The sequence below is a fragment of the Hymenobacter sp. YIM 151858-1 genome, assembly GCF_025979705.1.
GTDB lineage: Bacteria > Bacteroidota > Bacteroidia > Cytophagales > Hymenobacteraceae > Solirubrum.
The window spans coordinates 811642-832653 of the sequence record NZ_CP110136.1; the positions used below are offsets into that span (position 1 = coordinate 811642).

Consider the following 21012-nt stretch of genomic DNA (forward strand, 5'->3'; position numbering starts at 1 on the left):
AATTGGGCGCGTTATCCATCGGCCAACAAAAAAGCCAGCCTCTTAGAACAGAGGCTGGCTTTTGCGGAAAGCAGGAAGACAACGGACCTAGGAAGGATCGGTGAGGAGGCCGATTTGCTGACCCTGCGGGTTGAAAATGCCGCCCTGGGCACTCACGTAAAGCATACGCTGCTGCACATCAACCAGCACGAAGGGGAAATCGGCGCTGGTGGAGCGGGTCAATCGGCCCACAACAGCGGCCGTGCGCTCCTGCGAGTCGAGCCGTACCACGTTGAGGTTGCGGGTAACGTAAAGCGGGTCGTTGGGGCTGTTGCGGAAGGTGAGCTTGCCCAAGAAGCCCGTCGAGGCAGGCTGCACCACCACGGGGCGCGGCGCGGGCCTACGCGCAGCTACGGCTACCGGCTGGGCCGAGGGCACCGCGCCACGTACGCTGGCCATAATTTGCTGGTTGGCCTGCTGCCAGCCGCGCCCGATTGCCGTGAGGCGGGTGGGGCGGCCCGGGTGCGTGGGCGAGTCGTAATCCTGAGCAACCATCGACATGGCCGTTTGCGCCTCGGCCAGGCTGGCGCCCATCTTGCGCAGCACAAACCCCGAAAACTCATCGGCTTCGAGCTCATCGCCCGGGTTGGAGCCGCCGGGCTTCAGGGTGTGCCCGTTCAGGTGATGGCCCATTTCGTGTGCGATGATGCTGATGCCCGCCCAGTCGGTACGGCCGGCGCGGTTCACGGCGCCCACAAAATTGGGGTTGTATAGCAGGAAGCGCTTGCCCCCGTACACCACGGCGGCGGCGTTTTCAACTTGCGAAGTAGCACGCAGCTCAAAGCGCGGCTTCAGGCCCACGACGTCCGTGATTTCCCGCAGCACATCGCGCTGCGGCGCTGGCTGAGCAGCCGTGGCCTGCCCGCCCGAAACGAGGCTCCAACCGAGGAGTAAGCCCGAAAACAAGCGGCGAAAAATGCGGTTGTGGTTCATGAAATAGTCCTTTATGCCTGAGGCTGGGTGGTGCAATTTTGCTGCCAATTTTAAATCAGAAGCAGTGTTTCGTACTACCTCAGCTGTAACGCAGCCTGCCCTGATTTTCGTTTGATTTCGGCTAAAAAAATGCGTGCCGGAATTAAGCTGCGCGGATAGCTGTTTGCCCCGAATCAGTAACCCCGACGAGGTATTATCTCGGACAAGTACAAAGCAGCACGTATGACCAAACGCCGACCGTTCGCTTTCTTACTGTTTTCGTTGATGACGGCCGCAGGTGCCGCGCAAGCACAAGAGACGTGCATGCTTGAGCCGGTTGCATTGAGCCGCCGGGCCTCCGAATCGGCGTTGGTGGTGGAGGCGCGCATTGTGGGCCAGCAGGCCGTAGCCGATGCGGCCGGGCACATCTACACCATCAGCCAGCTCGAAGTTTACAAGGTGTTTCGGGGGCAGGTGCCGGCCGCCGGTATCCGGCTGGCCGAGCCCGGCGGTACCCTGGGTTTGCGCCGCGAAGAAGTAAGCGGCACCGCCGGCCTCGAAGTGGGCCAGCAGGGTATGTTCTTTCTGGAGGCCGACCCGGCCGCTCCGGGCCTAGGTGCGCTTCGGTTGTATGCCGGCCCGCAGGGCTTTGTGCGTTACGATGTGGCCACCCGCGTGGCTGCCGAGCCGTTCGGGCGTTACAACTCCATCGAAAACGAGCTGTACCCGGCCGTGGAGCGCCACACCGGCAGGCGCTTTCAGGAGCTGCGGCGCAATGCCGAGCTGACGGCGCCCGTAGTGGTGGCGCGCGGCGCGGCGGCCCCGGCCGTCAGCAGCTTTTCGCCTAGTACCCTATCCTCCGGCACGGGGGCGGTGCTTACCATCGAGGGCTCGGGCTTTGGAAGTACGCGCGGTACCGGCCGGGTAGAGTTTCCGAATGCCGACCAAGGCGGGCTCAGCAAGGTTGCCGCCAACAGCTCGGATTACGTTTCGTGGTCGGATACCAGAATTGAGGTGCGCGTGCCTTCGAGCACGGGCAGCGGCGGTGCCGGCTCGGGCAAGTTTGTGGTGTACGCCGATGGCGGGGCCAGCGCCAGCAGCGCTACCAGCCTGAATATCGTTTTCTCCTACAGCAACATCGGCTCGGTGCCGGCCCGGGCGCGCCTCATCAACAAAGACAAGCAGGGCGGCTACACGCTGCAGTACAACGCTACTTTTGCCGACCGGCCCGCGGCCCGCTCGTCGTTTGAGCGCGCCCTGGGTACGTGGGGCGCTGCCACCCGCCTGAGCCGCCGCATTGGCAGCAACGTAACCACTTCCACGGCCGTCTCCGACGGCGTAAACGTGGTGCGCTTTGACGTGGGCACCGAGCTGCCGGCCGGCGTGCTGGGCCGCACCACCTCGTACTACAGCGGCTGCGCGACCGGGGGCGTCACGTACTGGTCGGTGGCCGAAACCGACTTCACCTTCAACGACGACACGAACTGGAACTTCAGCGCCACGGCGCCGGCCTTTGCCCAGTACGACTTTGAAAGCGTGGCCCTGCACGAGCAAGGCCACGCCCACCAGCTGGGCCACATCATTCGGCCGGGGGCGGTAATGCACTACGCCATTGCCAACGGGCAGCAGTCGCGCACGCTCAGCGCCGAAAGCGACGTAGCCGGCGGCCTGAGCGTGGTCGATTTCAGCCTGAAAAGCCCCAACCCCTGCGACTTCGCCCTGATTCAGCTGCTGCAGGCACCCACGCCTTTGCCCGTGGAGCTGATTGGCTTTGCAGCCCGCTACGAGCCCGGCCTGCCCGGCACACGCCTCAGCTGGGCAACGGCAAGCGAGCTGAGCAGCAGCTACTTTGCTGTGCAGGCTGCCGCCGAAGCCAACGCTACCACCTGGCAGGAGGTGGCCCGCGTGAACGCCGCCGGCCAAAGCAGCATCCGCCGCACCTACGAGGCTACCGATGCCCGCCCCCTAGGTGCCGGGCAGGTGCGCTACTACCGCCTGCGCCAGGTAGATACCGATGGCTCAGAGCATTTCTCCTCTCCCGCAGTGGTTACGGGTGCTGGCGCCGTTACGGAACTCCAAACCTACCCCAACCCGGTAGCCGATGTGCTGCAGGTGCGCGGTCCGCTGGCCTCTCCGGCGTCCACGGTTCGCATTGTGCTCATCGATGCGGCCGGGCGCGTGGTGAAGGAGCTACGCTTGCCTGCGGGCAGCAGCTCGGCCGAGGTGCCCGTAGCTGGTTTGCGCAACGGATTGTATACCCTGCAGTGGCAGGCCGACGGCGGCAAGCCGTTGAGCCGCCGCGTGCTGGTGCAGCATTAATCATCAGCCTGATAACAGAACGAGGCCCTGCTAAGCATGCTTAGCAGGGCCTCGCCCATTTGCGGGCCAGTCAGCACCTAGGCGGGTTGCTTGTGAGCGGCAGCTTCCTGGCCGTTCGCGCCACCGGTTTTGGCAGTAGCAGCCGGGCGCTGCCGTTCGCCAATTTGCTGGCGCCACATGGCATAGTACAGGCCTTTGCGCTCGAGCAATTCTTCGTGGCGGCCAGCCTCCACGATGCGCCCGCGTTCCAGCACAAAAATGCGGTCGGCGTGCAGGATGGTGCTCAGGCGGTGGGCGATAAGTATGGTCAGGTGCTGGCGCGTAGCCGAAAGCTCGCGCACCGTGCGGCTGATTTCTTCTTCGGTAAGCGAATCGAGGGCCGAAGTGGCTTCGTCGAACACCAGCAGGGTAGGGTGGCGCAGCAAGGCCCGCGCAATGCTGAGGCGCTGCTTTTCGCCGCCCGACACTTTCACGCCGCCCTCGCCGATTACGGTATCGAGGCCCTGCGGCGCGCGGCGCAGCAAGGAGTCGGCGGCGGCCTGGCGCAGGGCCTGCAGGCATTCGTCGTCGGTGGCGTGCGGGGCTACAAAGCGCAGGTTGTCGCGGATGGTGCCCGCAAACAGCTGGGCATCCTGCGTTACGAAGCCAATTTGCTCGCGCAGCGCGTCGAGGTCGAGCTCCGAGCCGGGTACGTCGTTGTACAAAATGCGCCCCTGCGCCGGCGGGTACAAGCCAACGAGCAGCTTAACCAGGGTGGTTTTGCCCGAGCCCGACGGCCCCACGAACGCCACGGTTTGCCCTAGGTCGGTGCGGAACGAAATGCCATCGAGAGCGGCCGTGCTGGCCGAGAGGTGGCGGAAGTGCACGTCGTCGAACTCCAGGGTGCGCAGCTGCCCAATCGACCTAGGGGCCGCGGGTTTCACGTCGCGGGGCGTGTCGAGTATCTGCTGGAAGTTGGCCAGCGACGCCTCGGTTTCGCGGTAGATGTTGATGATGTTGCCCAGCTCCTGCAGCGGGCCAAAAATGAAGAACGAGTAGATAAACAGCGAGAAGAACTCGCCCACGGTAATGCGCCCGTCGAACACGAGGTACAGCATCAGCAGCAGTATGCCGTTGCGCAGCAGGTTTACGCAGGTGCCCTGCACGAACGACAACGACCGGATGTAGCGCACTTTTTTCAGCTCCAGGGCCAGAATGCGGCTGGTGGTATCGTTCAGGCGTTTGGTTTCTTGCTGCGCCAGGCCCAGGCTTTTCACCAGCTCAATGTTGCGCAGGCTTTCGGTGGTAGAGCCGGCCAGCGCGGTGGTTTCGGCCACAATGGTTTTCTGAATTACCTTGATTTTCTTGCTCAGCACCGACGACAGCACTCCCAGCAGCGGCATGGTCAGGAAGTAAATAGGGGCGATAAGCCAGTACACCGTAACGGCGTACCCCACCACGAACAAAATGCCCACCAGCGAGGTGAATACCACGTTCACGAACGAGGAAATCAGCCGCTCCACATCGGTGCGCACCTTTTGCAGCTTGCCCAGGGTTTCGCCCGAGCGCTGATCCTCGAACACCTGGTAGGGGAGGTCGAGCGAGTGCCGCAGGCCATCGGAATACAGCTGCGCGCCCAGGCGCTGCGTGATGACGTTGACGTAGTAATCCTGGAAGTTTTTGGCAATGCGCGACACCATGGCCACGCCCATGGCCGCCAGTATAAGCAGCCCGGCGCCTTCCATAAAGCCCGTGGCGCCCAGCTCCTGCTTGCGGCCCGGCGGCAGCACCACGTACTGGTCGATTACCTTCCGGAAAATCCACGGATCGAGCAGCGAGAAAACCTGGTTGACGGCCGCCAACAGCAATGCCAGCGCCAGCAAGCCCCAGTACTGGCGCAAGTACCCATACAATAGTTTCATGCCGCGGAAGGTAGGAGGAAAGACTCCTAACAACTACCCCGGCACCGGTAAGTTTGCCCGCCCGGCGGCTGGTCAGGCCTCCGTGTTTCTGATTTCGGGCCGGGCTTCGGGCGCCACATCGGCAAAGGCGTGCTGCACCTCGGCGTTGGGCTTGCTGAGCACCAGCTTAACCGAGCGGCGGCCCAGGCGCTTTTGGTAGCGCAGCAGCAAATCGCGGGCGTTGGCCGGGAGGTGGTGCAAACGGCTGCAATCAACCCACACGCTGGTTTTGCCGCTGCGCCAGGCTTGCAGCAGGCAGCGGGCCAGCGTATCGGCGGCGGTGCCGTTGGCCGATACGGGGCTTTCGGTAAGCAACAGTACGTACCGGTCGGGCAGGATTTCGTGGTACACGTCCATGGCTGAGCGCAGCGTGTCAGGTGCTGCCGCGCTCTATACGCGCCTAGGTGCCCAAAGGATCAAACGAATCGGGTTTTTTATATAGGGCATTGCATAACACCTGCATGCGGGCTGATGTTGGGGCCGCAGTGGTAAAATCCGTATTTCTCGCCGGGCAAAATCCGTATCAGTCCTGCCCAAGCCGGTTTTCGGGCGCCGTTACTTTGTGAGAGTGGGCTGCCTGTCAAATGCGGCAACTGGTACGACTTCAGGTGTGGTGTCGTGCCATGACAGGCGGCCCGCTTTTTTTTTGCCCGGCAACCAAGGCAGCGCCGCATGCCGGCCCTAGGTGCCCGGGCGCCGCGGCCGGCCCAACAGGTGCTGCAGGCCGCTTCGGGGTAAAATTTTCGCTTTGAGAATCAGTTTCATCAGGCTGCTGACGAGTTTTTTTTGCCGCGGGCTATTGCCTTGAAAAGGCGGCCGGCTATCTTTGCATCATCAAACGACAACGGCGCTGCGCAAGCAACTTAACTGGTCCGTTCGTCTAGGGGTTAGGACTGCAGATTTTCATTCTGCCAACAGGGGTTCGATTCCCCTACGGACTACACCGCTTGTCGCTTGATACTTTCAAAACCCGCCCGGTACCACACCGGGCGGGTTTTTTGCTTTTCCCCCGCAGGCGTGTACCTTCGCCGCGCATTCTCACTCTGGCCCGGAGCGCGGGCCACTAACCCGTTTTTCTTCCCCTTATGGCTAAAATTAAAGTTGCCATCAACGGCTTCGGCCGCATCGGCCGCCTGACGTTCAAGTCGCTGCTGAGCCGCCCGAACGTGGAGGTAGTCGCCATTAACGACCTGACGGATAACAAGACGCTGGCTCACCTGCTGAAGTACGACTCGGTACACGGCCGCTTCGATGGCACCGTGGAGTACGACGAAACCAGCCTGACCGTAAACGGCCAGCGCATCGCCGCTCTGGCCGAGCGCGACCCGAAGCAACTGCCTTGGGGCGAAATGGGCGTGGACGTAGTGCTGGAATCGACCGGCCGCTTCACCGACGAGGCTGGCGCTGGTCAGCACATCACGGCTGGCTGCAAAACGGTTGTTATCTCGGCTCCCGCCACCGGCAACATCCCGACGGTAGTTCTGGGCGTGAACGAAGACATCCTGACCGGCTCGGAAACCATCCTGTCGAATGCTTCGTGCACCACCAACTGCCTGGCTCCCATGGCTAAGGTGCTCGACGATGCTTTCGGCCTGGAGAAAGGCTACATCACCACGGTGCACGCCTACACCTCCGACCAGAACCTGCAGGACGCGCCGCACAAAGACCTGCGCCGCGCCCGTGCCGCTGCCTACAGCATCATCCCGACCAGCACCGGCGCCGCCAAGGCCGTTGGTCTGGTACTGCCCCACCTGAAGGGCAAGCTCGACGGTGTGGCTATGCGCGTGCCCGTGCCGGATGGCTCGTCGACTGACTTCGTGGCTATCCTGAAGCGCGAAGTAACCAAGGACGAAATCAACGCTGCCATGAAGGCCGCTGCCGAAGGCCCCATGAAAGGCATTCTGGAGTACAGCACCGATCCGCTGGTGAGCATCGACATCGTGGGCAACACCCACTCGTGCATCTTCGACTCGGAGTTGACTTCGGCCAACGGTACGCTGGTGAAAGTAGTGGGCTGGTACGACAACGAGGCCGGCTACAGCACCCGCGCTGCCGACCTGATCGAGAAGCTCGGCAACTTCAACAAGTAATTTGCCTTAGCCACCGTACGCAACGCCCGCTCTGCCACCCGGCGGGGCGGGCGTTGCTGCGTGCGCTGCATCGTGTAACTTGCCCAGCTATGACGCCCGACCTCAGCCGCCTCTGCTTTATTTTTAACCCGATTTCGGGCACCAACCGGCGCTTCGATTTGCCGGGCTTGCTGGGGCGGCACCTGGGCAACAACCACGGCTTGCACTACGAGGTGTGGCCCACGCAGTACGCCGGCCACGCCGAAGAGCTGGCTCGCACGGCGGCCAACCAAGGGTTTGGCGTGGTGGTGGCCGTGGGCGGCGATGGCACCGTGAACGAAGTTGGCCGGGGCCTGCTGGGCACCGGCGCGGCCATGGCCGTGCTGCCTCGTGGCTCGGGCAACGGCTTGGCCCGGCACCTGGGCATTCCGCTTACGATGCCGGCGGCCATCGATTTGCTGCGGGCACCTAGGGTATTACCCATTGATGTAGGCCGGCTGAACGGCAAGCCGTTTTTCTGCACGGCCGGGCTGGGGTTTGATGCGCACGTGAGCCGCTGTTTTGCCGAAGCAGGCACGCGCGGCCTGGCCACCTATGTCCGCGTGGCCCTGCGCGAGTACGGCCGCTACCGCCCCACGCCCATCCGCATCGAGGTAAACGAGCAGGAGCTGAGCACCAGCTGCTACGTGCTGGCCTTTGCCAACGCGGCCCAGTACGGCAACAATGCGTACATCGCGCCGCTGGCCAACATCCGCGACGGGCTGCTCGATATGTGCCTGATCGACCAAATGCCCCTGAGCCGTGCCTTGCGCGTGGCCTACGGCCTGGCCGCCGGCAACCTGCCTACCTCCGGCGCCGCCACCTACCACACCGCGCACACCGTACGCGTAAGCAGCGAACAGCCCTTGGGCTTTCATCTGGATGGCGACTTTGCCGGCGAAGCCACCGACGTAGCCGTAACCCTGGAGCCATTGGCCTTGCCGGTGGTGGTGGGCACGTCGTTTCAGCAGTAGCACCTAGGGCCGCGCGTTACGGCGTGCACCTTTCAAACAACTACCTAATTGCCTGACCATGGCTAAGAACCACCGTAACCGCGACGGAGTGGTGTACTCCACCAACCCCGATTTTGAATACCAGAACGAAGATGCCGGCGGCGAGGCGCAAACCCTGCCGCCGCAGCAACAGCAGCTGCGGGTACAGCTCGACCGCAAACAGCGCGGCGGCAAGCAGGTAACTTTGATAACGGGCTTTGTGGGCCGCGACGAAGACCTGCAAGCCCTGGGTAAGCTGCTGAAAACCAAGTGCGGGGTAGGCGGCAATGCCAAGGAAGGCGAAATTCTGATTCAGGGCGACTTCCGCGACAAGGTGCTGGCCGAGCTGATCAGCCAGGGCTACAAAGCCAAAAAAATCGGTGGTTAAGCCCGGGCGTGTAGCTGCAGCAGGAGGGGCAACGTATAGCCAGCTCCCATCCTTCGCCCCGCATGAAAACCGCCCCGCCCTTACCTCTGTACGCTGGCCCTGTGCTGCCCTGCAAACCAGGCCGGCTTGCCTGCCCACTGCACCCGGTGCGGTTGCACCTAGGGAGTGTTATGTCCGGTCGTCATCACCTAAAGCAGCCGCGGGCATGAGTGGAAGCTTTGAACTGGTTGAAGGCAATGTGCGGGTGCTGGCGCAATGGCTAAAGCTTGGCGTAGAGGCAGTTGGCGCCGGCATTATCGGCATTGGGGTGGTAGTGGCCTTGGTGCGGTTGGTGCCGATGCTGTTGCTGCGCCGCCCGGCCAACTTCACGGCCGTGCGCTTGTTGCTGGCCCGCTACTTAGCACTGGCACTGGAGTTCCAGCTCGGCGCCGACATCCTCTCGACGGCCATTGCGCCTACCTGGGAGCAAATCGGTCAGCTGGGGGCCATTGCCGTTATCCGGACGCTACTCAACTACTTCTTATCGAAGGAGATGCGCGAGGAGCAGGCCTCAGTGGCCGAAGAAGTAGTGGAGCAGAAAAGCCAGGCCGGTTCGGCGACTTAGCTGCCGCCACGTAACTGCCTAGGTGCCCAGGTACTAACTGACCTGCTGGAGGTAAGCCAGCGCCCGGGCTACGTCGTCGGGTGTGTCGATGCCGATGGTTTCGAGCTCGGTTTCGGCCGTGCGAATAGCAAAGCCGTGCGTTAGCCAGCGCAACTGCTCCAGCGACTCGGCCAGCTCCAGCGGCGCCGGGGCAAGCTGCGTGAGCTGCTCCAACACGCTGGGGCGGTAAGCATATAACCCGATGTGGCGCAGGTAGCGGTGGTGCTGCAGCCAGTGTTCCTGCGGGTGCTGGCGCAGGTAGGGGATGGGGTGCCGGCTGAAGTACAGCGCCTCGCCCGCGGCCCCCAGCACCATCTTGGGCAAGTGCGGGCTCAGCAGCTCTTCGTTGTTAACCACGGGCTTTACCAGGGTGGCAATCTGGGTGCTGGCATCGGCAAACAAGGCCAGCAGCGCGTTTATTTGCGCCGGGTGCACAAACGGCTCGTCGCCCTGGATGTTCACCACGCAATCGGCCGGGACGCCTAGGTGCTGGTAGGCCTCCCACACGCGGTCGGTGCCGCTGGGGTGTTCAGGGTGGGTTAGCACGGCCTCGCCGCCGAAGCCCAATACGTGCTCCAGAATGCGCTCATCGTCGGTAGCTACCACCACGCGGCTCAAATCGGCCTGCCGGGCCTGCTCTACCACGCGCCGGATCATTGATTTGCCTCCTAGGTCGACGAGGGGTTTGCCGGGCAGGCGGGTAGAAGCGTACCGAGCCGGAATGATGCCGATGCTTTTCATAAGGGCGCTGAAGGTGAGGAGGAAAACGCAGAACAAGCGGCTGGCAGCCGCCGGGCTTGCCAGGGGCGGTAAAATTGGCACGATCAATGACAAAATCCCGCTCAGCAGGCATAATTCCGTATCTTTCGCCGGCGTAGTCACTCGCGGGCAGCGCCTTATCCCGTCGAATTAGGCTGCCCCGGGCGCAGCACGACACCCTCCTTATGAGCCGAATTTCGCATACTCTCTCCGCCTTCTTTTTACTCTGCCTACCTGTTGCGGCGCTTGCCAACCCCGTGCTGCCACCCGATTCGGTGGGCGTGGTTACGCGCCAAAATAAAACGTACGTGCGCCACCGCGTGGCCGCCGGCGAAACCCTCTACGGGCTGGCGCGCCGCTACCGCGTAAGCGTCGAGGACATTATGGAAGCCAACCCCAGCATCAAGGGGGCGCTGGTTTCGGGGCAGGAGGTGCTGGTGCCGCGCGTGCGGGCCGTGCTGCCTGCGGCAGCCCCCAAGGCCGCTGCCGCTGCCGATGCCCCAACGGCTGCCGCCCGCAGCCTGCCCACCGATGCCAAAGGCAACCGCGTGTACAAAGTGCAGCCCGGCCAAACCCTGTTTGCTATTTCGCGCAAGTTTGGCGTGGCGCCGGCCACGCTGCAGCGCTACAACAAGCTGCCCGCCAGCGGCGGCGTAAACGTGGGTCAAACCCTTATCATCGTGCCGGCCGGTGGCGCCGCTGCCTCGGCTGCCGAGCCTGCCGTAGCGGCTAAGCCGGTGCCCACGCCGCCCACCGCCCGCCCCGAGCGCGACGACGAAGCCGAAAAAGAGCGCACGAAAGAGCGCGAGCGGGAAGCCGAGCAGAAGGAGCGCGACGCAGCCAAAGCCAAGGAGGCCGAAGCCACCCGCGAAAAGGACGTAGCCCCGCCCAGCCCCACCGCAACCCCCGCCGACGAGCCCACCCGCGCCAGCGAAGTGGTGCGCAAGGTTACCGAAAGCGGCCTGGCCGCGGTAATCGAAGGCGGCAACTCCGAGAAGTACCTGGCCCTGCACAAAACCGCCCCGGTGGGTACCATCATGATGGTGCGCAACATTATGAACGGGCAGGTGGTGTACGTACGCGTAATCGGCAAGCTGCCCGACACCGGCGACAACTCCACCGTGCTTATTCGCCTGTCGAAAAAAGCCGTGGCCAAGCTGAACACGCCCGATCAGCGCTTCCGCGTCGAAACGTCGTACCTGCCCGACTAGGCTGCCGCGGTGTACCGCCGTGCCCAAACGTTCGTATTTACAGTAAGCCCGGCCTTTGTCGGGCTTACTGCTTTACTACCCGCTGCCCCCCCCGTGACGCACGCCCAGCTCGAAGCCCTGCTCAACGACCGATACGACCGCTACGACCAGCCGTCGTTTATTGCGCCCGATCCGATAAGCCTGCCGCACCGCTTCAGCCGGCTGCAGGATATCGAAATCAGCGGGTTGTTTGCGGCGTTGCTGGCCTGGGGCAAGCGGAGCATTATCCTGAAAAAAGGCCACGAGCTGCTGGCCCGCATGGATAATGCGCCCTACGATTTCATCCGGAACCACCACGACGACGACTTGCGCGGGCTGGAGCGTTTTTGCCACCGCACGTTCTGCGACACCGACTTGCTGTACTTTGTGCACTGGCTGCGCTGGTACTACGCGCAGCACGAGTCGCTGGAAGATGCCTTTCTGCACGGCAGCACCCAGCGCGAGCGGCTCATCGGCTTTCACGACTTGTTCTTCAGCCTGCCCGATGCCCCCGACCGCACGCGCAAGCACGTGGCCACGCCCGCCCGCAACTCGGCCTGCAAACGCCTGAATATGTACCTGCGCTGGATGGTGCGCCGCGACCCCCGCGGCGTGGATTTCGGCCTGTGGCAGCGCCTCTCGCCGGCCGACCTCGTGTGCCCCTGCGATGTGCACGTGGAGCGCGTGGCCCGGCGCCTGGGGTTGCTGCAGCGCAAGCAGCTCGATTGGCAAGCTGCCACCGAGCTTACCGAAAACCTGCGCCGCTTCGACCCCACCGACCCCGTTAAGTACGACTTTGCCTTGTTCGGCCTAGGTATCGAGGAGCACTTTTAAGCCAGGCAGCCGCTGGCGCTAGTTTTGCGGCGACTTCAGAAACTGCTCGATAACCGAAATGGTGGCCACCGGTGCGCTTAGGTGCGGGTAGTGGCCGGCGGTATCGAGCACGGCCAGGCGGCTGGCGGCCAGGTGGCGGTGCAGGTACTCGCCCACCATTACCGGCACCACAAAGTCGTTGGCCGACTGCACAATGAGCGTGGGCACGTGCAGCTTAGGCAACTCGGCGCGCGTATCGCTCAAAAACGTAACGCGCCCGAACTGGCGGGCCACTTTCGGGTCGAGGCACAAGTAGCTGTTGATCAGTTCGTCGGTAAGCTCGGGGCGCTCCACGTTGCCCATTACCAATGGGGCAATGGAGTTCGACCAGGCCTTAAAGTCGCTGTCCAGAAACGATAGCAGCTCCTCCACCTCGGCTTGCTCGAAGCCCCCGGTGTACTGGGCGTCGTTGATGTACCTAGGCGAGGCGCCGATGAGCACCAGCTTGGCAAACCGCTCGGGCTGCTGCGTGGCCGCCAGCAGGCTAATCATGCCGCCCACCGAGTGGCCCACGCAAATCACGTCGGTTAGCTTCAGCTCGTCGAGCACCTCCAGCAAATCGTTGGCGTAGCGCTGCAGCGAGTTGTAATGGGTGGGGTCGTAGGCTTGCAGATCGGACTTGCCGGCGCCTACGTGGTCGAACAGCACCAGGCGGTATTTGCTGGCAAACGCCGGCGCCACAAACCGCCACGACTGCGTATCGCAGCCAAAGCCGTGCACAAACACCATGGCCTGCTCGCCGCTGCCAAATTGCACCACGTTGTTGCGTTTCAAAATATTCATCGCAGAAAACAATACTTAGGTAATGCTAGTCACCTGCACCACAAGCAGGAATGTGCAGGAATACTAATGTATATATTTAAGCCCCAAACGCTACGCCAAAAAGGTAACTCGAGGCCAAATTTTGCGGCCCGCAGGCACTCCGCTGCAGTTCGTGGCCGCGCACTTACCCCAGTCGACTTATGCAGGCAACCAATCAGGTGTTTTCGGTTAAGTTTTACGACGACGCGCGCTCGTGGTGGGTTACCACTAGCTTGGTGATACTCGGGATGTTCGCCTTTAATACCTCGGGCATGGAAGTGAGTGGGCTGGCGAAAACCGCCTTTGTTGCGGGGCTGATTGGCTTGTCCGTTTGGTTGGGGTGCAGGCTCGGCAACCGCCCGGGCCGGGTAGAGCTTACCGAAACCGAGATTCGCCTGCGGATGGGCTGGCGCCGGGCCCGCGTTATTCAGCGCGCCAACGTCGAAAGCTGCGCCGCCCGCATTTCCGACGACGGCCTCGCCAAGCTGCAACTGCGCCTGCGCAGCGGGCAGCGCCCCATAATCGTGCTGAACCACTGCCAAGGGGATGCTACCTTCGCTGCCCTCGCTGCGGCCCTAGGTGCCGATTTGGCGCGGGCATAGCGGCAACCGCCGGCGCCGGGCTCGCACACTTTCGGGCCGCTATCGTATAGCTTTGTCTGAATCTTTCGGGCCGCTGGCCTGTTAAGGAAGGCTGTCGGTGCCGAGCGCCGCAGCCTTATTTTCTGACAACGGACTACTCAGTACCAGATACCTTTTGATTTACCCGCAAACATTCGAGCAGAAGATCGGCTTTCAGCAAGTACGCGAACTGCTGGCCGAGCTGTGCCTCAGCGCCCTAGGTCGGAACTACGTGCAGAAGATGCAGTTTCAGCCGCGGGCCGACGAGCTCACCAAGCTGCTGCTGCAAACCGACGAGTTCCGGCAGCTGCTGCACAGCGGCGCCGACTTTCCGAGCCAGTTTTACCACGATGTAACCCCGCACCTGCTGCGGGCGCAGCTGCCGGGCGCGTTTCTGGAGGCTTCGGCCTTCTACGAGCTGAAAATGTCGCTGCGCACCATTCGGCAGGCGCTTACCTTTTTCACGCAGGCACCCGAGGGGGCGTACCCCACGCTGCGCCTGCTGGGCATTGGCGTGCAAGCCGACCGCAACCTGCTGGCCGCCATGGACAAAGTGGTGGACGACGAAGGCCAGGTGCGCGACGATGCCTCGCCGCTGCTGCGCCAGATTCGGCAGGAGCTGATTAACCGGCAGGGTATTTTGCGCCGCCAGATTGCCGACGTGCTACGCAAAGCCCGCTCCGAAGGCTGGACGCCTGAAGGCGCCGAGCCCACCATTCGGGGCGGCCGCCTAGTGCTGCCCATTGTGGCCGAGCACAAGCGCCGCATCAAAGGCCTGATTCACGACGAATCGGCCACGGGCCAAACGGTCTACATCGAGCCGGAGGCGGTGTTTGAGCTGAACAACGACATCAAGGACCTCGAAAACGCCTGGCACCGCGAGCTGGTGCGCATTCTCACGGCCCTTACCGATCAGCTGCGCCCGCACATTCCGGATCTGCGCCGCGCCTACCACTTCCTAGGTCTGCTCGACTTTATCCGGGCCAAGGCCCGCTTTGCGCGTCAGCTGGAGGCCACCTTGCCCAAGCTCAGCTCGCGCCCCCTGCTGAACTGGAAAGCCGCGCGCCACCCCTTGCTGTACCTCAACTTTAAGGAGCAAGGCCGCGAGGTGGTGCCGCTCGATCTGGAGCTGAACCCCGAGCAGCGCATCCTGGTGATTTCGGGGCCGAACGCCGGCGGTAAATCGGTGGCCATGAAAACGGTAGGCTTGCTGCAGTACATGCTGCAGTGCGGCCTGCTGATACCCGTGCAGGACGGCTCGGAGGCGGGCGTGTTCGACGATATTTTCCTCGACATCGGCGACGAGCAAAGCCTGGAAAACGACCTGAGCACGTACTCCTCGCACCTCACGCACATGAAGCAATTCTTGTTGCTCGCTAACAAGCGCAGCCTCGTGCTGATCGACGAGTTTGGCACCGGCACCGAGCCCGTGCTGGGCGGCGCCATTGCCGAAGCCGTGCTGAGCGAGCTGAACCGCGTACGGGCGTTTGGCGTCATCACCACGCACTACACCAACCTGAAAAACCTGGCCGAGCGCACGCCCGGCCTCGTGAACGGCGCCATGCGCTACGACCCCAAGCACCTGCAGCCGCTCTACCGCTTGGAAATTGGCAAGCCGGGCTCGTCGTTTGCCTTGGAAATTGCCCGCAAAATTGGCCTCCCCAAAAACATTGTGGAGCGCGCCTCGCAGCTGGTGGGCAAGGAAAAAGTGCGCTACGACCGTCTGCTCGAAGAGCTGGAAGCCGAAAAGGCCCAGCTCGAAAAGCGCAGCGCCGAAGCCGAGAAAAACGAGCGCCGCATGAAGAAGGCCGCGCAGGAGTATCAGGACCTGAAAAACCACCTTGAGGAAACCAAGCAGGAGGTAATCCGCGAAGCCAAACAGAAAGCCAAGCTGCTGCTGAAGGATACCAACGCGCAAATCGAAGCTACGATCAGCGAAATCCGGACGGCGCAGGCCGAAAAGGAGCAAACCAAAGCCGCCCGCCAGAAGCTCGATGCGTTTGTGCAGGCGGAGCTGAAGGTGGAGGCCCCCAAGCCGCGGGCCCACCGCGAAGCCGCCGACCCCAACGCCCTAAAGCCCGGCGACAAAGTTGCCCTGATAGGGCAGGAGGGCCACGGCGAGCTGGTAAGCGTGAAGGGCAAAACGGCCGAGGTGCTGTTTGGCGGCCTGAAAACCCTGGTGAAGGTTAATCAGCTGGAAAAACTTACGCGCTCGGAAATCCGGGAACGGGAAAAAGAAGCTGCGCGCAAAGCACCCGCCACCGAAGCCCGCGCCTCGGGCGGCATGGACGTAACGGGCCGCATGGCCGGTTTCAGCACCACCCTCGACTTGCGCGGCGAGCGGGCCGAAGACGCCCTGCAGCGCATCATGAATTACGTCGACGATGCCGTGATGCTGGGCGTGCCCGAGCTGAAGTTCATCCACGGGCGCGGCAACGGCGTGCTGCGCCAGGTGGTGCGCGACTACCTGCGCTCGGTGCGCTCGGTGGCCAGCGTGGCCGACGAGCACGCCGACCGCGGCGGCGACGGCGTAACCGTGGCGGTGCTCAAATAACCCGCCCGAGCCCCCAAATGCCAAACGGGCGGCCCCTGCGCAGGGGCCGCCCGTTTTTTATGCTGCCGACCTAGGGCTTACTTTTTGGCCTTGGGGGCCACGCGGTTTTTCGAATCGGTAATCATCGGCACGGCTTCGGATACCGACGTGCCTTTGGCGTTGGTTGACGACACGCGCACGTAGTACACCGTGGAAGGCTCGAGGTTGCTGAGCGTGATAACGTGGTCGGTGGTGATGTCGGCGTTGGTGAGCACGCTGCCCAGGTTGGAGCTGGTGCCGTACTCCACTTTGGTGTTGCCGGGGTTGATGGTGTTGAAGTGCACCGTAAAGCCGTTTTTGCCGATTTCGGTAGGCACGGGCGTACCCACGATGCTCGGCAGGCCGCCGTCCACTTCCATATCCGATTTCAGGCGGGGCAGCACCTGGTAGCCCGTGGGTGTGCCACTGGGCGAATGCTGGCCCAGAATGCCAATCAGATCAAACTTGCCGGTGGGCGGAATCAGGCCCACCAGGCCGTCGGCGCCGTTGGAGGCCGCGCTTACGCGCACAATGGCGCCAGCTTGCCCGTTGATGAGGTAGTTCATGTTGCCGGCGAGCGTGCCCGATACGGGGTTGCCGCCGGTGGTGGTAAGGTTCGTTACGCCTTTGATTTTCACGAGTCGGCCCTCGTGGGCTTCGTTGTACACCGAGGTAAGCGAAGCGGCGGGCACCTCAATCATTTTCAGGTTGCGCTTCGAGGCCAGCTTCGATACAGCCGTAACCGGGTCCATCTCAAGCAGGCCGTTGTAGTTTTTGAGCGTACCCGAAATCTGCACGCTGTCGCCGGCCACCAAGCCCGCAAACTCGGGCAGCTTCGTTGAAAAAGCGGCCAGGCCCGCGTCTTTGTCTTGAATGTAACGCAACGGCCCCAGCTCCGCACCGTTGACCACAACGCCCCGAACCGTTACGGAAGCCCCCGGGCCCGCCGCCCGGGCGGCCGACAGGGTTACCACCGTTTGGGCGGTTGCGAAGGTGCTGCTCCCAAGCAGCAGAGCCAAAAGCATAGATGTTTTCATGCGCGGTGGAAAAGTGACTGTGAAGAGACCTTTGGAAGTTGAGCCTTAAATATCCACACTTTCAAGCAAAACCTAAGCAGCCCACTTTCGTAAGAGCAAGATTTGTCGCGCCGAAAATTGCCTGGGCTAGAAAATATTTACCTCGGGGTGCAGCTCGATGCCGAACCGCTCGCGCACCGAGGCAATGATTTGCTGGGCCAGCGCGTGCACCTCGGCCCCGTTGGCGCCGCCTAGGTTCACGAGCACCAGGGCCTGCTTATCGTGCACGCCGTGCGAGCCGGCGCGGTGCCCTTTCCAGCCGCATTGCTCAATCAGCCAGCCGGCGGGCACTTTTACGCCGCCGGGCACGGGGTAGCCGGGCAGGTCGGGGTAGTCGGCTTTCAGGCTGTCGTACTTTTGCTGCGACACCTCGGGGTTCTTGAAGAACGAGCCCGCGTTGCCGATTTCCTTAGGGTCGGGCAGTTTGCTGCGGCGGATGCTGATAACAGCCTGGCTTACCTGCTGCGGCGTGGGCTCGTCGTTGATGCCCATGTCTTCGAGGGTGGAGCGGATGGCGCCGTACGACACGTTGGGCTGGTAGCGGCGGTGCAGGCGCAACGCCACGCTCGTCACGATGTACTGGTTTTTGAGCGGCCCCTTAAACACCGATTCGCGGTAGCCGAAGCCGCATTCTTCGCGCGAAAAGCGGCGCAGCTGCCCGGTGGCAATTTCCATAGCCTCGAGGTGGTCGAAGGCGTCTTTCAACTCCACGCCGTACGCGCCGATGTTCTGCAGCGGCGCCGCGCCCACCGTGCCGGGGATGAGCGAAAGGTTCTCGATGCCGGCCAGGCCTTCGCCCAGGGCAAACTCCACCAGGCCGTGCCACGATTCGCCGGCGCCCGAGCGCACGAGGGCAGTTTCGCCATCGGCCTCCACCGTGGTTTCGAGCCCCCGGATTTCGTTTTTCAGCACCACGCCCCCAAAATCGCGGGTGAAGAGCAGGTTGGAGCCACCACCCAGCACCAGCTTTTCGGCCTGCTGCACCTCGGGCAGCTGCAGCAGCGCGCGCAGTTCCTCCACGCTGCCAAAGGTGGCGAAGTAGCGCGCTTTTACATCGATACCGAACGTGTTGTAGGGGAGAAGCGAAACGTGGTGCTGGAGCTGGGCCGACATACGGAGGTAGAAATAATGCAGCCACAAAGGTAGTGCAACGCGCCGGGCGCCGGACGAAAACGGCCGCGCCCGCCACCAAATTGGGGCAGGCGCGGCCGTTTGGGGCACAGCCCTAGGTGGCTAGCGTACGCGGTAACCGCTAAGCGAGTAGTACAGCAGGTAGGCGTAGCACAAGGCCGGCAGCAAAAATGCTACGCGCAGCCCGCCGCCGTACGTGGCGAGCAGGCCCATGAGCAGGGGCACCACGGCGCCGCCCACAATGGCCATAATCAGGTACGAGGAGCCCTGCTTAGTGAACGGACCCAGGCCTTTAATGGCCAGCGGGAAGATAACCGGCCACATAATCGAGTTCATCAGGCCGCAGAGCACAATCAGCCACAAGGCCGTTTCGCCCTGGGTGGCAATGGAGGCCAGCACGAAGGCCACGGCCGCGGCACACACGGCCACGAGGGCTTTGCGGTCGTTGATGCGGGTGAGCAGCGGAATGCCCACCACCCGGCCTACCAACGAGCCAAACCAATACGAAGCCACCATTACGGCCCCAACAGCTTTGGTAAAGCCGGCCGTGGTGTCGATGGGGGCCGGCGGCTGACCGAGCATTACGGCAATAAAGTTGGTGGCCACGTTAAGTCCGCGTACCAGGCTTTGGGTAAAGTCGCTCAGCTGCGTAATGCCTTGGGCCTCGCCGTACCGGATCAGGAACGAGCCAAGGCCGACTTCCACGCCCACGTACAGGAAGATGGCCACAACACCTAGGGCCAGGTGCGGAAAGTTGAGGGCTGAGCGGCGGCCGCTAGTAGCGGCCGTGTTATCGGCCGCGCTTGCGTCGTCGGCTTGCATGCCCTCAATTTCGGGGAGCTTCAGCATGAAGAAAACCCCGGCCAACAAGGTCAGAAACACCGCTAGGCCGATGTACGGAGCCTTAACAAGCGTTGCTTCTTCGGCCAGGCGTTGCGCTTCGGGCAGGGCTGCCAAGCGGGCTTTCAGCGCCACCGAGCCGCCAAACAACAACATGCCGCCCAGCAGCGGCGAAAGCGTACCGCCGAAGTTGTTGGCTACGCCCACAATGCTCACGCGGCTGGCGGCGCGGCTAGCCGGGCCCAGCACCGATACGTAGGGGTTGGCTGCTACTTGCAGCAGCGTAACACCCGCGCCCAACACGCTCAGGCCCAGCAAAAACACGCCAAAGGTGCGCGTGTTGGCGGCCGGCACAAACAGCAGTGCCCCGGCGGCCATTACCAGCAGGCCTACCACAATGCCGCGCTTGTAGCCCAGGCGCTCCAGCACCCGGCCTGCCGGCAGCGACATCAGAAAGTAAGCCCCAAAAAACGCGAACTGCACCAACGACGACTGCAAATCCGTGAGCTGGCACACGTCCTTGAGGTAGGGCATCAGCACGTCGTTGAAGTTCGTGACGGCCCCGAACAGGAAGAACAGCGACGTCATGGCCGCCATGGGCAGGGCGTAGCTGCGCGCCGTGGCCGGGCCGGTGGTGGGTGGGGGAGTAGCCTGCGAAACGGGAGTCGCCATGGATAGTAGGAAGCTGACGGGAAAGGAGGCGTTAAAGATAGAAAAAGCCGCGCGCGGGGCCGCGCCGCCCGGCTTGCTTACAGCGGGTACTTTTGGCGCAGTTGCTTGTAGCCGGGGTACTCCGTCAGGTCCGTTATCGATTCGAACATGCTGATGAGCGTGCGCACGAGCTCGGGGTCGGTGGTGCGCATGGCGCGGGGCTCCGTTACGCTCTCCAGGTTGTACTGACCTAGGAACGTGACCATGGCCCGGTAAGGGTTAGCGGCCTTGCTATCGACGCACAAAAAAAGCTGCAGCGGCAAGGTGAGCAAGGTTAGGCAAGGCGGCACTTTGGCCTGCTTCTGATCGTCGTGCTCAGCAAACAGCTCAAACGATTCCCGGATTTGCCGCAGCGTGGTGAGGTGCAGGTTTACGTGCTCCAGCCAGGTGGCCTCGGTAAGCGGCTCGTTGCCCCGGAACTGCATCCACAGACCTAGGATATAGTGGTAGTAGAGCATATTCGACGAAGGCGGCGGGTAGTGCTTCTGGGCTTCGTCGACGGCCAGGGTGGCCAGGTAAAACTCGCGCGTGTCGTGCGAGCGGAGCAGCAGCTGTTCGTGAATCTGGCCCGTGAGGCCGCGCATTTCGCCCTGGTTGAGCGGCGGCACGTGGTATTTCGCATAAAAGGTGCCGATGGAGGCCGTGGGCACCATCACGCCCAGGAACTCGGCCCCCGCCGACTCAGCCAGAAAATCCCGGATTTCCTTCTGGATGTTGGTAAAGCCCTTGAACAGCTCGCGCGTAGAGTCGGAAATGGTGGTTACGGCCATCCTGATTTGCTCCTCAGCCTGGTTGCTGCTGGCCACCAGGCGGCGCGTTTCGTCGGCCATCTGGTGCATCTGCACCAAGGTTTCGTCGGTTTTGCGCGAGGCCGCATCGGCTGCCAGCCAGCTCTGGAAAGCCACAAACAAGCCCAGAAACGATGCCACGCTGCCAATAATGGAATACTCCACCCCGAGGCTCCGCGCGAATACCACCCCCGCCACGGTAAGCACCACAAAGAGCACCAGGTAAAACAGCCGGCTTTTGTTTGGGTCGAAAAAGAAGGGCTTCTGCATA

At 62.7% G+C, this 21012-nt stretch carries 18 protein-coding genes and 1 tRNA gene; 10 read left to right on the forward strand and 9 right to left on the reverse strand.

All coding sequences use genetic code 11. The features are described 5' to 3' along the window. Window positions 1-87: 87 nt before the first annotated feature. Window positions 88-972 carry a M48 family metalloprotease gene (locus OIS50_RS03395; protein WP_264692921.1) on the reverse strand — a complete coding sequence of 295 codons (885 nt, stop codon included), beginning with the start codon at window positions 970-972 and terminating at the stop codon, window positions 88-90. Window positions 973-1275: 303 nt separating this feature from the next. Here OIS50_RS03395 and OIS50_RS03400 point away from each other — a divergent pair, with 303 nt between their 5' ends. Continuing rightward, complete coding sequence (locus OIS50_RS03400) at window positions 1276-3270, forward strand: matrixin family metalloprotease (protein ID WP_264692922.1); 1995 nt, start codon at window positions 1276-1278, stop codon at window positions 3268-3270. A 77-nt stretch (window positions 3271-3347) separates the two neighbouring features. On the opposite strand, the gene OIS50_RS03405 is transcribed toward OIS50_RS03400, so the two are convergent. Together OIS50_RS03405 and OIS50_RS03410 are read right to left on the reverse strand one after the other, a co-directional pair. After that, on the reverse strand, window positions 3348-5171 hold the full coding sequence (locus tag OIS50_RS03405; protein ID WP_264692923.1) for an ABC transporter ATP-binding protein: 1824 nt from the start codon (window positions 5169-5171) through the stop codon (window positions 3348-3350). 72 nt (window positions 5172-5243) lie between these two features. Continuing rightward, the gene (locus OIS50_RS03410; RefSeq protein ID WP_264692924.1) at window positions 5244-5567 is read right to left on the reverse strand and encodes an STAS domain-containing protein; all 324 of its coding nucleotides are present in this window, start codon (window positions 5565-5567) and stop codon (window positions 5244-5246) included. 512 nt (window positions 5568-6079) lie between these two features. Between OIS50_RS03410 and OIS50_RS03415 the strand changes: the two genes are divergently transcribed. From OIS50_RS03415 to OIS50_RS03435, 5 genes are all read left to right on the forward strand, one after another. Beyond that, window positions 6080-6151: transfer RNA gene (locus OIS50_RS03415), tRNA-Glu, on the forward strand. 144 nt (window positions 6152-6295) lie between these two features. Then, window positions 6296-7300 (forward strand): type I glyceraldehyde-3-phosphate dehydrogenase, encoded by a 1005-nt coding sequence (gene gap, locus OIS50_RS03420; RefSeq protein WP_264692925.1) that lies wholly within the window; start codon window positions 6296-6298, stop codon window positions 7298-7300. A gap of 89 nt (window positions 7301-7389) precedes the next feature. Continuing rightward, a complete protein-coding gene (locus OIS50_RS03425; protein WP_264692926.1) occupies window positions 7390-8292 on the forward strand; it encodes a diacylglycerol/lipid kinase family protein in 903 nt (300 codons plus the stop codon). 58 nt (window positions 8293-8350) lie between these two features. Continuing rightward, a complete protein-coding gene (locus OIS50_RS03430; protein ID WP_264692927.1) occupies window positions 8351-8698 on the forward strand; it encodes a translation initiation factor in 348 nt (115 codons plus the stop codon). A gap of 205 nt (window positions 8699-8903) precedes the next feature. Beyond that, entirely contained in the window at window positions 8904-9302 is a 399-nt protein-coding gene (locus tag OIS50_RS03435; protein WP_264692928.1) for a DUF1622 domain-containing protein, read from the forward strand. Window positions 9303-9335: 33 nt separating this feature from the next. Here the strand turns inward: OIS50_RS03435 and kdsB are convergent, their stop codons facing one another. Continuing rightward, the gene (kdsB, locus tag OIS50_RS03440; protein ID WP_264692929.1) at window positions 9336-10082 is read right to left on the reverse strand and encodes a 3-deoxy-manno-octulosonate cytidylyltransferase; all 747 of its coding nucleotides are present in this window, start codon (window positions 10080-10082) and stop codon (window positions 9336-9338) included. Window positions 10083-10357: 275 nt separating this feature from the next. Here kdsB and OIS50_RS03445 point away from each other — a divergent pair, with 275 nt between their 5' ends. After that, window positions 10358-11311: a LysM peptidoglycan-binding domain-containing protein gene (locus OIS50_RS03445; RefSeq protein WP_264692930.1), complete on the forward strand. Its 954-nt coding sequence runs from the start codon at window positions 10358-10360 to the stop codon at window positions 11309-11311. A gap of 93 nt (window positions 11312-11404) precedes the next feature. Beyond that, window positions 11405-12163 carry a TIGR02757 family protein gene (locus OIS50_RS03450; RefSeq protein ID WP_264692931.1) on the forward strand — a complete coding sequence of 253 codons (759 nt, stop codon included), beginning with the start codon at window positions 11405-11407 and terminating at the stop codon, window positions 12161-12163. 18 nt (window positions 12164-12181) lie between these two features. Here OIS50_RS03450 and OIS50_RS03455 read toward each other — a convergent pair whose 3' ends face one another. Beyond that, window positions 12182-12985 carry an alpha/beta fold hydrolase gene (locus OIS50_RS03455; protein ID WP_264692932.1) on the reverse strand — a complete coding sequence of 268 codons (804 nt, stop codon included), beginning with the start codon at window positions 12983-12985 and terminating at the stop codon, window positions 12182-12184. 179 nt (window positions 12986-13164) lie between these two features. On the opposite strand from OIS50_RS03455, the gene OIS50_RS03460 reads away from it, so the two are divergent. Both OIS50_RS03460 and OIS50_RS03465 read left to right on the forward strand, forming a co-directional pair. Next, the gene (locus OIS50_RS03460; RefSeq protein ID WP_264692933.1) at window positions 13165-13605 is read left to right on the forward strand and encodes a hypothetical protein; all 441 of its coding nucleotides are present in this window, start codon (window positions 13165-13167) and stop codon (window positions 13603-13605) included. Window positions 13606-13759: 154 nt separating this feature from the next. Beyond that, window positions 13760-16177 (forward strand): endonuclease MutS2, encoded by a 2418-nt coding sequence (locus tag OIS50_RS03465; RefSeq protein ID WP_264692934.1) that lies wholly within the window; start codon window positions 13760-13762, stop codon window positions 16175-16177. A 77-nt stretch (window positions 16178-16254) separates the two neighbouring features. Here OIS50_RS03465 and OIS50_RS03470 read toward each other — a convergent pair whose 3' ends face one another. The 4 genes from OIS50_RS03470 to OIS50_RS03485 form a co-directional block, all read right to left on the reverse strand. Then, window positions 16255-17232: a hypothetical protein gene (locus OIS50_RS03470; RefSeq protein WP_264692935.1), complete on the reverse strand. Its 978-nt coding sequence runs from the start codon at window positions 17230-17232 to the stop codon at window positions 16255-16257. A gap of 126 nt (window positions 17233-17358) precedes the next feature. Further along, window positions 17359-18384 carry a UDP-N-acetylmuramate dehydrogenase gene (gene murB / locus OIS50_RS03475; protein ID WP_264692936.1) on the reverse strand — a complete coding sequence of 342 codons (1026 nt, stop codon included), beginning with the start codon at window positions 18382-18384 and terminating at the stop codon, window positions 17359-17361. A 120-nt stretch (window positions 18385-18504) separates the two neighbouring features. After that, the gene (locus tag OIS50_RS03480; protein ID WP_264692937.1) at window positions 18505-19914 is read right to left on the reverse strand and encodes a sugar MFS transporter; all 1410 of its coding nucleotides are present in this window, start codon (window positions 19912-19914) and stop codon (window positions 18505-18507) included. Between the two features lie 77 nt (window positions 19915-19991). Continuing rightward, complete coding sequence (locus tag OIS50_RS03485) at window positions 19992-21011, reverse strand: hypothetical protein (protein ID WP_264692938.1); 1020 nt, start codon at window positions 21009-21011, stop codon at window positions 19992-19994. Window position 21012 lies beyond the last annotated feature (1 nt).